The 15,350-nt window shown below is 67.9% G+C and carries 13 protein-coding genes and 1 tRNA gene; all 14 read left to right on the top strand.

Annotated elements, in window-relative coordinates:
* Window positions 1-41 precede the first annotated feature (41 nt).
* The 14 genes from AC1AXT_RS03995 (at window position 42) to AC1AXT_RS04060 (ending at window position 15,325) form a co-directional block, all read left to right on the top strand.
* Window positions 42-114, top strand: a tRNA-Ala gene (locus AC1AXT_RS03995).
* 328 nt (window positions 115-442) lie between these two features.
* Window positions 443-847 (top strand): pyridoxamine 5'-phosphate oxidase family protein, encoded by a 405-nt coding sequence (locus tag AC1AXT_RS04000; RefSeq protein WP_476539373.1) that lies wholly within the window; start codon window positions 443-445, stop codon window positions 845-847.
* A 177-nt stretch (window positions 848-1,024) separates the two neighbouring features.
* Window positions 1,025-1,975 carry a magnesium transporter CorA family protein gene (locus AC1AXT_RS04005; protein ID WP_476539374.1) on the top strand — a complete coding sequence of 317 codons (951 nt, stop codon included), beginning with the start codon at window positions 1,025-1,027 and terminating at the stop codon, window positions 1,973-1,975.
* A 35-nt stretch (window positions 1,976-2,010) separates the two neighbouring features.
* Window positions 2,011-2,859, top strand: coding sequence for a transporter substrate-binding domain-containing protein (locus tag AC1AXT_RS04010; protein ID WP_476539375.1), 849 nt, complete (start codon window positions 2,011-2,013; stop codon window positions 2,857-2,859).
* Between the two features lie 81 nt (window positions 2,860-2,940).
* Window positions 2,941-5,913 carry a leucine--tRNA ligase gene (gene leuS / locus AC1AXT_RS04015; RefSeq protein WP_476539377.1) on the top strand — a complete coding sequence of 991 codons (2,973 nt, stop codon included), beginning with the start codon at window positions 2,941-2,943 and terminating at the stop codon, window positions 5,911-5,913.
* Between the two features lie 104 nt (window positions 5,914-6,017).
* Window positions 6,018-6,710, top strand: coding sequence for a ComEA family DNA-binding protein (locus AC1AXT_RS04020; protein ID WP_476539378.1), 693 nt, complete (start codon window positions 6,018-6,020; stop codon window positions 6,708-6,710).
* Window positions 6,711-6,727: 17 nt separating this feature from the next.
* A complete protein-coding gene (locus tag AC1AXT_RS04025) occupies window positions 6,728-8,524 on the top strand; it encodes a ComEC/Rec2 family competence protein (RefSeq protein WP_476539380.1) in 1,797 nt (598 codons plus the stop codon).
* Window positions 8,509-9,480, top strand: a complete 972-nt coding sequence (gene holA / locus AC1AXT_RS04030) for a DNA polymerase III subunit delta (RefSeq protein ID WP_476539382.1) — start codon at window positions 8,509-8,511, stop codon at window positions 9,478-9,480. Before AC1AXT_RS04025 ends, holA begins: the two co-directional genes overlap by 16 nt.
* Window positions 9,481-9,552: 72 nt before the next feature.
* Complete coding sequence (tsaE, locus tag AC1AXT_RS04035; RefSeq protein ID WP_476539384.1) at window positions 9,553-10,101, top strand: tRNA (adenosine(37)-N6)-threonylcarbamoyltransferase complex ATPase subunit type 1 TsaE; 549 nt, start codon at window positions 9,553-9,555, stop codon at window positions 10,099-10,101.
* Between the two features lie 38 nt (window positions 10,102-10,139).
* On the top strand, window positions 10,140-12,767 hold the full coding sequence (locus AC1AXT_RS04040; RefSeq protein WP_476539386.1) for an ATP-dependent helicase: 2,628 nt from the start codon (window positions 10,140-10,142) through the stop codon (window positions 12,765-12,767).
* Window positions 12,768-13,081: 314 nt separating this feature from the next.
* Window positions 13,082-13,708 (top strand): 30S ribosomal protein S4, encoded by a 627-nt coding sequence (rpsD, locus tag AC1AXT_RS04045; RefSeq protein WP_476539388.1) that lies wholly within the window; start codon window positions 13,082-13,084, stop codon window positions 13,706-13,708.
* A gap of 222 nt (window positions 13,709-13,930) precedes the next feature.
* Complete coding sequence (locus tag AC1AXT_RS04050) at window positions 13,931-14,608, top strand: histidine phosphatase family protein (RefSeq protein ID WP_476539389.1); 678 nt, start codon at window positions 13,931-13,933, stop codon at window positions 14,606-14,608.
* Between the two features lie 81 nt (window positions 14,609-14,689).
* The gene (locus AC1AXT_RS04055) at window positions 14,690-15,082 is read left to right on the top strand and encodes a DUF948 domain-containing protein (RefSeq protein WP_476539391.1); all 393 of its coding nucleotides are present in this window, start codon (window positions 14,690-14,692) and stop codon (window positions 15,080-15,082) included.
* A gap of 3 nt (window positions 15,083-15,085) precedes the next feature.
* Window positions 15,086-15,325, top strand: a complete 240-nt coding sequence (locus AC1AXT_RS04060; protein WP_476539393.1) for a hypothetical protein — start codon at window positions 15,086-15,088, stop codon at window positions 15,323-15,325.
* Window positions 15,326-15,350 lie beyond the last annotated feature (25 nt).

The raw sequence follows: 15,350 nt of genomic DNA on the forward strand, positions 1-15,350 counted from the left end.
TTGCTTTTCGGCTTGGCTGATGGCAGGGGAAAATTCAATACGGGGCTATGGCGCAGCTGGTAGCGCATCTCCATGGCATGGAGAGGGTCAGGAGTTCGAATCTCCTTAGCTCCACCGAAACGAAGGCCTTCCGCACAAGCGGGAGGCCTTTTGCGTTCCCGGCTTCCTTGCCTCCGGTGTCTCTGCCTTGATGCAGCATGTCGCGCCTAAGGGACCGGGTTCAATACGGTACGAGATCAGCGCCGATGCCGAAGAGCGAGAGCAGCGCGGATGAGCGGAGCCACTACTGTAGGGGGTTGGCGGCGACGGTGTGGAATCCGTCACGTTTGCGCTGTTGGCGCGAGGCGCGCGGGCGCGATGGCGTAGGGTGGAAGGAACACCAACCGGCGACGGTCGCCGGAACGCGCGGAACGAAGAAGCCGCGTGAAGAAAGGAGCCGGATATGGCAACCCTCACCCCTGAAATGAAGGAATTCATCGGCGAAAACCTCGCATGGATCACGACGGTCAGCCCGGACGGCGAACTCGACCTGGGCCCGAAGATGAGCATGTTCGTACTTGACGACAACCACCTGGCCTACCACGAGCGCACGGCCGGCCAGCACTACAGGAACCTCAAGGCCGGCAGCCCGCTCGTCGTCGCCTACGCCAACCTGCCGGAAAAGAAGGGGTACCGCTTCCGCGGCAACGTCGTCGTGCACGAGGACGGCCCGATCTACGAGGAGCAGGTGAAGGTCGCCGAAGCCAACGGCACGAAGATCCCGGCGGCCGTGCCGGTGCTGGAAATCACCGAAATCGACGACCTGGCGTCCGGCCCGAAGGCCGGCACCGCCATCGCGAAGGACTGAACGCGGCGCAACGCAGGATGCGCGGCAGGCGTCCACGCCCAGCGGCTATAATGACCCGTTGGCTTGGACGAAGCTGCGCATCCTGCGTTTGCGTGTGAACGCGCAGGATGGACCCGCAAGTCTGCGGCTCGCCCGGCCCTTGGATTCAGGAAGACGGCGAGAGGCGGGTGAAAAGTCATGCTGCGCATGTTCAGTACGGTCAATGGTCAGGTAGAGCAGATCAGCAAACCGGAAAACGGCTCGTGGCTCTCGCTGGCGGACCCCACCGACGTCGAGCTCGCCACCGTCGCGCAGGAAACCGGCGTCGACCTGGCCGACCTGCGCGCCCCGCTCGACGACGAGGAACGTTCGCGCGTCGACGTCGAGGACGACTACACGATGATCATCGTCGACATCCCCACCGTCGAACAGCGTTCGGGGCGCGACTGGTACGAAACGATCCCGCTGTCGATCATCCTCACGCAGGACATGATCATCACCGTGTGCATGCAGGACACCCCGGTGCTCCACCCGTTCATGGAGGGCACGATCCGCGGGTTCAACACGTTCATGCGTTCGCGCTTCATCCTGCAGATCCTGTACCGCAACGCCACGATGTACCTGCGCTACCTGCGCATCATCGACCGCGAGACCGACAAGCTCGAGCTTCGGCTGCGCCACGCGATGCAGAACAAGGAGATCCTGATGCTCCTCGAGCTGAGCAAGACGCTCGTCTATTTCACGACGTCGCTCAAGTCGAACGAAATCGTCATGGAGAAGCTGATGACGCTTTCGCGCATCAAGCAGTACCCGGAGGACGAGGAGCTGCTCGAGGACGTCATCACCGAAAACAAGCAGGCCATCGAGATGGCGAACATCTACAGCGGGGTCCTTGCGAACATGACCGACGCGTTCGCCTCGATCGTGTCGAACAACCTGAGCAACGTCATGCGCATCTTCACGATCATCTCGATCACGCTGTCGATCCCGACGCTGATCTTCTCGATGTACGGCATGAACTTCCAGGACGGCATGCTCGGCATGCCGCTGTCGAACTCGAAATACGGGTTCATCATCATCATCCTGATTGCGCTTGCGCTCTCGGCGGTCGTCACCTGGTTCCTGACGCGCTCGAAGCTTTTCAAGTAACGTCCACACAGCAACGTCGAAGCGAAGGGAGGGCTATGCGCCGCCTCATTTCCCGATGCGCAGCAGCCGCGGGCTGCATTGCCCTGGCATTGGGCGCCGCAGCCTGCGACACGTCCATTTCGGTGACGACGCAGGGCCAGCCGGAAGGGCCCGTGCTGGCGGTCGGCGTCGCCACCGACGAGCCGGCGCTCGGCTGGATCCACAACGGCACGAACCAGGGGTTCGACGTCGACGTCGCCAAGTACGTCGCCAAGGTGCTCGGCTACGGCGGCAAGCAGGTGTCGTACGTGCCGGTGACGCTCGCCGACGCGGGGCAGAAGCTGAACGACGGCGACGTCTCCTTCGTCGTCGCGGCCTATCCGCGCACGGAGGAAACCGAACGGGACGTCACGTTCGCGGCGCCCTACCTGGCCGTCAACGAGATCGTGCTCACGCGCGCCGCCAACGGCGCCGAGGACAGCGAAACGGTCTCGTCGCTCTCCGGCCTCGACGGCAAGGCCGTCTGCGTCGTCGACGGATCGCCGGCGGGGAAGAATCTCAAGAAGAAGGTCCCCGGCGTGCGGATCGAAACGCAAAGCGGGTACGCCCAGTGCGTGTCGTCGCTGCTGACCGGCAAGTCGGCCGCCATCGCCGCCGGCGCCCCGGTCGTCTACGGGCTGGCCGAACAGTCCGGCACTGAATACGTATCGGTGCTCGACGAGCCGTACGGCACCGAAACGTACGGCATCGCGGTGCCCAAGGGGCAGGACGAGCTGGCCGGGCAGATCAAGGGCGCCCTCGAAGCCATGGTGGCCGACGGTTCGTGGCAGCAGGCCGCCGACTCGCTCAGGGACGCCTGCGGCTACGAAGTCGACATGGCGATCAACCCTCCCGAAGGAATCTGAAATGCCGCCGGCGATGCCCCCGTCCAACAGGTGACCGCGGCAGAAGGCGCGTGTCCACCTAAATCGCGATAATCGTGCGCTATGAGTGATATCGAGAGGAGCGCAGCCGGCGCGGGGAACGAGACCGATGAACCCGCCTTCCGCTACAACGCGGCGCTGGCGCAGCGCATTGAGGAAAAATGGCAGAACGTCTGGGATGAAGAGGGCACCTTCTGGGCCGCCAACGTCTCCGGCGAGCTGACCGACGGCGAGGGGCGCCATGCGGACGGCCGCAAGCCCTTCTTCGCCATGGACATGTTCCCGTACCCTTCCGGCAAGGGGCTGCACGTAGGCCATCCTCTCGGCTACCTGGCCACCGACGTGGTGTCGCGCTACCACCGCATGAAGGGCGAGAACGTGCTGCACGCGATGGGCTACGACGCTTTCGGCCTGCCGGCCGAGCAGTACGCCGTGCAGACCGGCCAGCACCCGCGCATCACCACAGAGGCGAACATCGCCAACATGCGCCGCCAGCTGCACCGCATGGGCCTGAGCTTCGACGACCGCCGCTCGTTCGCGACGATCGAGCCGGGCTACGTGCGCTGGACGCAGTGGATCTTCTCGCGCATCTACGACGCGTGGTACGACCCCGACCAGAAGAACCCGAGCGGCTCGATGGGCTGCGCGCGGCCGATCGCCGAGCTCGAGGAGCAGTTCCGTACCGGCGAGCGCGCCATCCCCGGCCATGAAGGCGAGGCGTGGGATGCGCTGAGCGAGGCCGAACGCAGCGACGTGCTCAACGAGTTCCGCCTGGCATTCATCTCCAAATCCCCGGTCAACTGGTGCCCGGGCCTGGGCACGGTGCTCGCCAACGAAGAGGTGACGGCGGAAGGCAAGTCCGAACGCGGCAACTTCCCGGTGTTCCAGCGCGAGCTGCGCCAGTGGTCGATGCGCATCACCGCCTACGGCCACCGCCTGATCGAGGACCTCGACACGATCGACTGGCCGGAGAAGGTCAAGCTGATGCAGCGCAACTGGATCGGCGAATCGCACGGCGCCTCCGTGCACTTCCGCGTGCCGACCGCCGACGGCGTCGAGGACATGGAGATCTACACGACCCGTCCCGACACGCTGTTCGGCACGACGTTCGCCGTCGTCTCCCCGGAGCATCCGCTGCTTGCGCACGTGCCCGGCGCGTGGCCTGAAGGCGTCCCCGAAAGCTGGACCGGCGGCTATGCCACGCCGAAGGAAGCCGTGGCCGCCTACCGCAAGGCCGCCGAAGCGAAGACGGCCGCCGACCGCGTCAACGAGGCGGGGGAGAAGACCGGCCTGTTCACCGGCCTGTACGCCATCAACCCGATCACCGGCGCGAAGCTGCCGCTGTTCACCGCCGACTACGTGCTGATGGACTACGGCACCGGCGCGATCATGGCCGTGCCGGGCGGCGACCAGCGCGACTACGACTTCGCCGTCAAGTTCGGACTGCCCGTCATCTATACGGTGGAGCCGCTGCCGGATTCCGGCGACAGCCTCGCCAACTACGAAGGCAAGGCGCCGTTCGTGTCGCACGACGGCATCGTCATCAACTCGTCCGTCGACTGCACCGAGGCAGCGGGCGACGCGCTGAGCCTCGACGGGCTGCGCGTCGACGACGCCATCGCGAAGGTCAACCTGTGGCTCGAGGAAGCCGGCGTCGGCAAGGGCACGACCAGCTACCGCCTGCGCGACTGGCTGTTCTCCCGCCAGCGCTACTGGGGCGAGCCGTTCCCGATCGTCTACGGCGAGGACGGCGTGCCGCACCTGCTGCCGGATTCGATGCTGCCGATCGAGCTGCCGGAGGTGCCCGACTATTCGCCGCGCACGTTCGACCCGGACGACGCCGAAAGCAACCCGGAGGCGCCGCTGAGCCGCAACGAGGACTGGGTCAAGGTGACGCTCGACCTGGGCGACGGCGAGAAGACCTACTATCGCGACACGAATACGATGCCGAACTGGGCCGGCTCCTGCTGGTACTACATGCGCTACCTCGACCCGCATGACGAGGCGCACATGGTCGAGCAGGACGAATACGACTACTGGATGGGGCCCGAAGGCGACAAGGCGGCCGGCAAGTCCGGTGGCGTGGACCTGTACATCGGCGGCGTCGAGCACGCGGTGCTGCACCTGCTCTACTCGCGCTTCTGGCACAAGGTGCTGTTCGACCTGGGCTACGTCGACTCGTCGGAGCCGTTCCACAAGCTGTTCAACCAGGGCATGATCCAGGCGTACGCCTACACCGACGACCGCGGCCAGTACGTGCCGGCCGACGAGGTGGAGGAGAAGCCGAACCCGGAAACCGGCGAGCCGGAATACTTCTGGAACGGCCAGCGGGTCAACCGCGAGTTCGGCAAGATGGGCAAGAGCCTGAAGAACATCGTCACGCCGGACTACATGTACGAGAACTACGGCGCCGACACGTTCCGCCTGTATGAAATGAGCATGGGCCCGCTCGACGAGTCGCGCCCCTGGAACACGCGCAACGTCGTCGGCGGCATGCGCTTCCTGCAGCGCCTGTGGCGCAACGTCGTCGACGAGAACACCGGCGAGACGACCGTGTCCGACGAGCCGCTCGACGACAAGACGCTCAAGCTGCTCAACAATACGATCGCCGACGTGACGGTGGAGATGGAGGCCATGCGCCCCAACACCGCCATCGCCAAGCTCATCGTGCTCAACAACCACCTGACGGGCTTCGAGCGGGTGCCGCGCGCCGCCATCGAGCCGCTCGTGCTCACGGTCTCGCCGATCGCGCCGCATATCGCCGAGGAACTGTGGAGCCGCCTGGGCCACGACGAGTCGCTGGCGCACCATCCGTGGCCGGTGGCCGACGAACGCTACGTCGGCGCCGACATGGTCACCGCCGTCGTGCAGATCAAGGGCAAGGTGCGCGCCAAGCTCGAGGTCAGCCCCGACATTGATCCGGCCGAGCTGGAACGCATGGCCCTCGAGGCGGTGGCCGACCGACTTGGCGGCAAGGAACCGCGCAAGGTCATCGTCAAGGCCCCGAAGATCGTGTCGATCGTTCCCGGCGAATAACGCCGCCGCCAGGCCATGGTGGACGGCTGTGGACGACACGCCCCTCCATCCACCATGGCGCCCGGTGATGGACGCCACGCCCATGCCCGCCGCACAGTGGGGGCATGGGCGTTTCATTTGAAGAACTGGCATCGGGGGCGCGCTCTTCGATGCAGGCGGCCGCGCAAGGCGAGCCGGAGCACGAAGCCGGGCAGCGGCGCAGCGGCCCGCGGCTGCGCATCGAGCCGTCGCATGCCATCGCCATCATCCTCATCCTCGTGGCGGCGCTCGCCATGAGCCTGACCTTGCTCGTGCAGGCGGCCTCGTCGGCCGCCACCGCGACGTCGGCATCCGGCTCGGCGTCCGCCGCAACGTCGGGATTGCAGGCGTCTTCCGGCGCCGCTTCCGGGGCTTCCGGCGGCGTTTCCGACGGCGCTTCCTCCAGTGCGCAGCCATCGCAGGATGCGCAATCTTCTTCCTCCCCCGAACCTTCGCAGGAGGACGGCTCCGCGCAATCTCCGCAAGCCTCCGCGTCCGCGGAACCGTCCGGCACTTCGGACAGCGCAACGGCAGGGGAGCCTTCCGCGTCGCCGCAGCCGACGGGCACGGCGCCGGCGGCCGATGACGGGCTCATCAACCTCAATACGGCCAGCGCCGCCGAACTCGAGACGATCAGCGGGATCGGCCCGGTCATGTCGGCCAGGATCATCGCCTACCGCGACAGCGTCGGCGTCATCGGCAGCGTCGACGAGCTGCTCAACGTTTCGGGCATCGGCAACAAGACGCTCGAGAAGATCCGCCCGTACGTCACCGTATGACCAGGATGGCGGGCGGCATGGGAAAGCGCAGCGGGCGCGAACACGGCGGGCGGGACCTGCGGCTCGTGCCGTGCGCGGCGCTGGGATGGGCGGCCAGCCTCGCCGTGCAGTCGTGCGGGCCCGGGGGTGCGCGGGCGGCGATGCTGGCCGCCTGGCTGCCGGTGGCGCTGTTCGTCGCCGTGGCCGCGATGACAGGGCTTGCAACCCGGCTGCGCCGCAAGCCGTCGGGACCCCATGCGCCGGATGCGCTGGCGGCACTGGCGGTCGCCTGCGCGGCGATGCTGGCGTGCGGCGCGGCCGCGGCCGGCGCGATGGCGCGCGACGGCCACGACGCGGCATACGGGCTGCTGGATGCCCGCTCAAGCCGCGCCGCGTTCGACGTGCGCGTCTCGTCGCCGCCCGTCGCATCCGAACGCCGTGGCTACGATTGCCGCGCTGACGTGCGGGTGCGCTCGCTGCGGTCCTCCGGCGTCGCGCAGCCATCGAACGCGTCGGCGCGCCTGTACGCGTCGGGCGCCCAATGCCAGGCGCTGCGGCGCGGCGCGGATGTCATCGTGGACGCGGACGCCGAACAGGCCGCCTACGGCACCGAACGGCTCTGGCTGATGGCCGACGATACGCAGGCCGTGCGCGTGGACGGGGAACCCGGCTGGCCGTGGAACGCCGTCAACGCCATGCAGGACGCCTTCATCGACGCCTGTTCGGGCCTCTCGCAGCAGGGCCGCGTGCTGGTGCCGGGCATGACGGTCGGCGTGCTCGGCCAGGACATCGTCGTGGCCGGCCACGCCGGCACCCGGGAGTACGGCGTCGACGCTTCATACGCGGACTCGGTGGAGGATGCCTGCACGGCCGCCGGCATCATCCACCTGATGGCCGTGTCCGGAGGGCACTTCGCGCTCGTCGCTTCGTGCGCCGACGCGCTGTGCCGCAGGCTGCTGGCCCCGCGGCGGGTGCGCGCCGCGGCCGTCGCATCCGTGCAGCTGTGCCTGGCCGCGCTGCTCTACCCGTCGCATTCGGTGATGCGCGCGGTGGCGATGGGCGTCTTCGCGCAGGGGTACGTGGCGCTGGGGCGGCGCCGGCAGACGGCCAGCGCGCTGTGCTGGACGGCGCTGGGCACGCTGGTGGCGTGCCCGCGCATGGCGGCAAGCTACGGGTATGCGCTCTCGTGCGCCGCCGTGCTGGGCCTGGCGCTCGCCGCGCGGCCTATGTCGCGCGCGCTGGCGGAGCTGATGCCGCGGGCCGTGGCCGACGCGCTGGCGATGACGGTGGCCGCCACGCTCGCGACGCTGCCGATTCAGGCGATGATGTGCGGGCAGGTGCCGCTGTGGACGCTGGCCGCCAACCTGCTGGTGACGCCGGTGACCGCCGCGGCCACCGTCTGCGGGCTGCTGTCGCTGCTGAGCGCATGGGCGAGCCCGGCCGTGGGGTTCGCGTTCGCCTGGTGCGCCAGCTGCGCCACCGCCATCGTCGAGGCCGTCGCCGGGTTCTTCGGCTCGACGCTGGGCCACGCGCTGCCATGGCTCGACGGGGCATGGGGCGCCGCGGCGATGGCGCTTGCCGAAGCGTGCGGCATCGCCATCGCGAAGCTGTGCGCGCGGGCGCGGCGGCTGTGGATCCAGCCCGACCCGTCGCTGCCCGGGCAGCGGTTCGCGGCCACGCCCGCCGTACGCACACGCCAATGGTGGCGGCGTACCCTCGAACTGCTCGACGGGCTCGAATGGAAGCGCCGGGATCGCCGTCATGGCCGCCGCCATGGCCACGCAGGCGCGATGTCCACCGATGCGGAGAGATTGAAACCATGGCATCACGAGTAGCAAGCCCCTGCAGCGTCGTCCTCGGCGGCGACCGCTACGTCAACGCGCAGCACGTCAAGTCGCTGCGCGCCGAAGCGCAGCTTGCCCATCCCGAGCGCGAGACGATCGAGCTCGACGCGGCCGGCGCCACCGGCTTCGACTTCATCCAGGCCACGAGCCCCACGCTGCTGTCCGATGCCGCCACCGTCGTCGTCACCGGCTATGAAAACGCCCCCGACGACCTGGGCGAGGCCATCGCCGCATGGCTGCGCGAAGCGTCCGGCGACCCGCAGGCCAGCCGCGTCATCGTCAGCCACGGGGGAGGGCCCAAGGGCAAGCGCCTGCTCGACATGCTGTTCAAGGCCGGCGCCGAGCGCATCGACGTGCCCGACCTGGCCAAGCCGCAGGCCAGGCTCAACTACGTGTTCCAGCAGTTCGAGGCGCGCGGCCGGCGCGTCGAGCCCGAAGCCGCCCAGCAGCTCGCCGGCGTGCTCGGCGACGACATCGGCGAGCTGACCGCCATGATCGGCCAGCTGTGCTTCGACTTCGACGACCCGGTCATCGGCATCGGCCGCGTCAACCAGTACCTGTCCTCCAACCCGCAGGTAACCGGCTTCCAGGTCGCCGACGCGGCGCTCGCCGGGCACGCCGGCCATGCCGTCGTCGCCCTGCGCGACGCGCTCGAGCAGGGCGTCGAGCCGATAGCGCTCATCGGGGCGCTGGCGCTGAAGATGCGCACCCTCGCCAAGGCCGCCGCCGTGCGGGGCGGCCAGATTAGCCAGGCGGAAGCCAGGACGAACCCATGGGTGCTCAAGAACGCCCAGCGCCAGCTGCCCGGCTGGACCTCGCAGGGCCTGTCCGCCTGCATCCAGACGCTCGCCTGGGCCGACGAGCAATGCAAGACCAACGGGGCCGACCCCGCCTACGCGCTCGAACGGTGCGTGACGCTCATCGCCGCCAAGGGCATCGGCCGCTGAAAGGCGGCAGTGCAACGCAAGGCCGAAAAGACCGCTGAAGAAACCATTGAAGCAATCACGAAAGCCGCAACCATGAACGAAATCTCGTTGCCAGCGCAGCTGGACGTCCCCACCGACGGGGACATGCGCAATCTCGGGGCACAGGTCGCCCGCGCCGTGCGCGGCGGCGACGTCATCCTGCTGTCGGGGCCGCTGGGCGCCGGCAAGACGACGTTCGCCCAGGGCTTCGGCCGGGGGCTGGGCATCGGCGAGCCAATCGTGTCGCCCACCTTCACGATCGCCCGCGAACTGGCCGGCACGTTCGCCGACGGGACGCCGGTCCGGCTCATCCACGTCGACGCCTACCGGCTGGGCAGCACCGCCTACGAACCCGGGCAGGACGCCGTCGGCCGGCTCCTGGACGAACTCGAATCGCTCGGGCTCGACGAAGCGCTCGAAGACCCCGGCGAAGGCACCGTCGTGCTGATGGAATGGGGCGAGCAGATGGCGGCCGCGCTCGCCGACGAACGGCTCGATGTCCGCATCGAGCGCGGGGCGTCGGGCGGCGCGCTGACCTGCGACGGCACCCGCCGCGTCGCCATCGCCGGCCACGGGCCGCGGTGGGAGGGGACGCGGCTATGATAAGGACGGTTTGAATCCATCCAGGAAAGGTCGACCCCGTGCAGCCTGATCGCGAAATCATCGTCCGAGCCCCCGAAGAACTCATCGGCGACCTGAACGAACAGCAGGCCCAGGCCGTGCAATACCAGGGGCCGGCGCTGCTCATCGGCGCCGGCGCGGGCTCGGGCAAGACGCGCGTGCTCACCCGGCGCATCGCCTGGATCCTGAGCCAGTTCGGCGCATGGCCCAGCCAGATCCTCGCCATCACGTTCACGAACAAGGCGGCCGCCGAAATGCGCGAGCGCCTCGGCGCGCTGATCGGGCCGGCGGCCCAGCGCATGTGGGTCTCGACGTTCCATTCCGCCTGCGTGCGCATCCTGCGGCGCGACGGCGAGAAGATCGGCCTGTCCAGCGGCTTCTCGATCTACGACACCGCCGACTGCGAACGCCTTGTCAAGCTCATCGCCGCCGACCTCAACGTCGACGTGAAGAAATACACGCCGCGCTCGATCCTGGCGCGCATCTCCGACTACAAGAACTCGCTGGCCGGCTGGCAAACGCAGCTGGCCACCTACGCGCCCGACTACAAGCCCGGCGCGCGCGGCTACCAGTTCGGCCGCGTCGGCAACGTCGAGGAGCTCTACGCGGTGTTCTACGCCGAATACCAGCACCGGCTGGCGCTCGCCAACGCCGTCGACTTCGACGACCTGATCATGCGCACCGTCGAGCTGCTGCGCACCGACAAGGCCACCGCCGACTACTACCGCGGCAAGTTCCGCTTCATCCTCGTCGACGAATACCAGGACACCAACCACGCGCAGTACGCGCTCGTGCGCGAGCTGGCCGGCGTCGACGACCACGAGGGCGGCAGGCCGCCGGCATCGGTGACCGTCGTCGGCGACTCCGACCAGTCCATCTACGCGTTCCGCGGCGCCGACATCCGCAACATCCAGGACTTCGAAAGCGACTTCCCGAACGCGCGCACGATCATGCTCGAGCAGAACTACCGCTCCACGCAGACGATCCTCGACGCCGCCAACGCCGTCATCGCCCACAACGAGGGCCGCAAGCCCAAGAAGCTGTGGACGGCGATGGGCGAGGGGGAGAAGATCACCGGCTACGCCGCCGACAACGCGCAGCTCGAGGCGCAGTGGATCGCCGGGGAAATCCAGCGGCTCAACGCCGAGGAAGGCGTGCGGTTCTCCGACATCGCCATCATGTACCGCGCCAACGCGCAGTCCCGCTCGCTCGAGGAGGCGCTGATCCGCCAGTCCGTACCCTACCAGCTCGTCGGCGGCACGCGCTTCTACGAACGCAGGGAAGTCAAGGACGCCATCGCCTACCTGCAGGCCATCGTCAATCCCGCCGACAGCGTCAACATGCGCCGCATCCTCAACGTGCCCAAGCGCGGGCTGGGGGCGCGTGCCGAATCGATGGTCGCGATGGCCGCCGACGCGCATGGCACGACGTTCTGGGACGCCATCGAGCACCTCGAGCAGATCGAGGGGATGAGCGCGCGCACCGCCAACCCGCTGGGCAAGTTCCGCGACCTGGTGCGCTCGCTGCGCGCCTTCGCCGCCGAACACGACCACGAGCCCTCGAAGATCGTCGCCCAGGTGCTCGAGGAATCGGGGCTGCTCGCCGAGCTGCGCAATTCCGAGGACCCGCAGGACGCCTCGCGCGTGGAGAACCTCTCGCAGCTGCAGTCGGTGGCCGCCGAATACGAGCAGAACACGCCGGACGCCACGCTTGCCGGCTTCCTCGAGACGACGGCGCTGGTGGCCGACTCCGACCAGCTGCCCGGCGAAGGCGAGGACAGCGGCAAGGTCACGCTGATGACGCTGCATACGGCCAAGGGCCTGGAATACCCGGTGGTGTTCCTCACCGGCATGGAGCAGGGCACGTTCCCGCACTCGCGCGCGATGGAGGACGACAAGGAGCTCGGCGAGGAGCGGCGCCTGGCCTACGTGGGCATCACGCGCGCCAAGAAGCACCTGTACGTCACGCGCGCCGCCGTGCGCGCCCAGTGGGGGCAGGCGGCGGAGATGCTGCCCAGCCAGTTCCTCGACGAGATTCCCGACGAGCTCATCGACTGGAAGCGCCGCCAGACCGGCATGGAGCGCATGCGCTCCAGCTGGAGCGACGACGACGAGTTCGGCGGCTGGGGCGAGGACGACGAGCCCGGCTTCACGTTCGGCGGCTCGACGTTCGGTTCGGCCGCGCCGCGGAAGGCGTCGCGCTCCTACGGCTCGTCGTACGGTTCCGGTTCCTCGTATGGCTCCTCGTCGTATGGCTCCGGATCGTCCTCCTACGGTTCGGGCGCGCGCTCCGGCTCCTCGCGCAGGGGCTCGGGCCACTCCTGGCAGCGCCGCTACGGCAGCGATCTGGCCTCGCCGCGCTCGGGGACCTACGGCCAGGGCCACGGCAAGTCCGGCAAGGTCACGACGCGCCACGCCGAGCCCAGGGGCGGTTCCCCGACGCTCAAGCCGGCCTCCGCCACGAGCGCCGACAACAACCTCGATATCGCGGACTTCGCCGTCGGCGACCGCGTCACGCACGACAAGTTCGGCATGGGCAAGGTCGTCGACCTGCAGGACAAGGGGCGCAATTCGGTCATCACCGTCGATTTCGGCACCGGCGGCGTCAAGCGGCTCATGCTGCGCCTCGCGCCGATCGAGAAGCTCTAGGTCCGGCAGGGTCCGGCTTTCCGGCATGCCCGCGCCGGAATCCCCGGCACGCAGGCATAAGGCCGCTCCGGGCTACCCGGTTCGGGGAGCTGCGGCACACGAGTTCCGCGGGTCGTTGTAGCATAGTCGATTGGTGTGCGTGCAAGCGCATGCCCTCTGGAGCCTTAGCCCGTCAGCGGGTCGGCGGCGTGGGCGCAACGCGTCCGTGCCGTTCATGCCTTGCATGGTGAAGCGCTGGAGAGGCCGGCTCGACGTTGGCGCGCAAAGCGCCGGCGTTTTTCGTTCAGACAACGACAGACAAAGGAATATCCAATATGACGAACGTTCAGCGTTCTCGCCGCCAGGTGCGCCTTTCGCGCGCCCTCGGCATCGCACTGACCCCGAAGGCTCAGCGCATCTTCGAAAAGCGCCCGTATGCTCCGGGCGAACACGGCCGCACCCGCCGCCGCACCGAATCCGATTACGCGGTGCGTCTGCGCGAGAAGCAGCGTCTGCGCGCCCAGTACGGCGTGTCGGAGAAGCAGCTTCGCGCCGCCTATGAAAAGGGCACCCACACCAAGGGCCAGACCGGCAACGCCATGCTGGTCGACCTCGAGACCCGCCTGGACAACCTGGTCCTGCGTGCCGGCATCGCCCGCACCACCGCCCAGGCCCGCCAGTTCGTGTCCCACCGCCACATCCTCGTCGACGGCAACGTAGTGGACATCCCGTCCTACCGCGTCAAGCCGGGCCAGACCATCCAGGTCAAGCCGAAGAGCCAGACGATGGTGCCGTTCCAGATCGCCGCCGAAGGCGTGCACCGCGACGTGCTGCCGCCGGTCCCGGGCTACCTGGACGTGAACCTCGCCTCCCTGAAGGCCACGCTGACCCGCAAGCCCGAAGCCGAGGAGATCCCGGTTCAGGTCAACATCCAGTACGTGGTCGAATTCTACGCCCGCTGATCCGGGCATCCTTTCCACAGGAACAACCATTTTAGGACATACATACCGGCATGGAGCCCCGTCTTGCGACGGGGCTTCTGTCGTATCGGGCCGGTTGGCCGCCCCCATCGCCGCAGTGCGCTTGCGGGCACGCCGCGTACGGGGATGACGGCCCGCCTACGCGTATGGCGGGAATGTGCGTACAGGGTTCGGCGCCAGCGACGAGGCGGTAGGATGGCGGGTATGGAATTGCATCTGCATCTGGTCCGCCACGGACAGACGTTCTTCAACCGATACAACCGGCTGCAGGGCTGGAGCAACTCGCCGCTGACCGAAGCCGGCCTGCGCGACGCCGACGAGGCCGGCGAACGGCTCAGGGGCATCCGCTTCGCCGCCGCCTACTGCTCGGACACCACCCGCGCCGAAACGACGGCGCGCCGCATCCTCGACGCCAACGAAGCCGCCGGCAACCCGCGCCCGGAGCTGACCGTCAGCCCGCATTTCCGCGAGCAGTTCTACGGCTACTTCGAAGGCCAGGACATGGGCGCGGCATGGCTCGCCGCCGGAGGCCCCCACGGCGCGCCGACCTACAACGCCATCGTGGAAAAGGGAGGGCTTGCGGCCACGCGCGACTGGCTCAAGGAAGCGGACCCGTTCCACGACGCCGAATCGGACGGCGAATACTGGAGCCGCGTCGAAGGCGGCTTCGCGCTGATCGCCGCCAACGAAACGCTCAGGGACGGCGACAACGTGCTGGTCATTTCCCACGGCAATACGATGCTGAGCCTCATGCAGCGGTTCGCGCCTGCCGGTTACGACCTGAGTGAAAGGCCGCGCAACGGCTCGCTGACCGTACTAGATTTCGAAACAGGGCGCCCGCTGGACGAAGCCGTCACCGTCGTGCGCTACAACGAAAAATGAACGCGGGCCCCGTCTGGGCGATTCGTTACGCTGGGCGGGTAACGAGCTGCGCGGCACGCGCAGGGAAGGAAGAGGTACAAGATGGGCGTTGGAGAGATTGCCGGACTGATCGCAGCGATTGCGTTCGCCGTGCTCGCAGGGTTCCTCATCTATCCGCTGATCCGCCTGGGCAAGCTGCTCGACCAGATTTCCCAGACCGTCAAGGACGCCGGCGACCATGCCATCCCGGCGCTTGACGAGGGCGTGACGACGGTGCAGGAAGTCAACAAGTCGCTGGCGGACGTCAACCGCATTTCCGAGGCCGCCTCCGCGACCGCCTCGAACGTCGGCGCGCTGACGAACCTGTATGCGTCGTTCCTGGGCAAGCCGGTCATCAAGCTCGCGTCGGTCTTCTATGCCGTCAAGACCACGGCCGCCGGCTTCATGCACGGCAAGGACAAGAAGGACGCCACCGTCGAAGCCAAGGGGGAGTAAGCGATGTTCAAACGGGTATTCTGGGTCGGCCTCGGCGTCGTCGCCGGCGTCCTCGCCGTCAGCAAGGCGCAGGCCTACGTGCGCGCCAACACCCCCGACAAGGCGCGCCAGTTCGTGCTCGGCCCCGACCAGGACAACGTGGCGATGCGCACGCTGTCGGGCCTCGTGAGCGACTTCAAGGAGGCGCAGCGCGAACGCGAAGCCGAGCTCAACGCGAAGTTCGGCGGCGAGCTCAAGGGCTGACGCGCCCTTATTCCAAGGCATTGCC

It is taken from the genome of Bifidobacterium sp. LH_450, assembly GCF_056356715.1.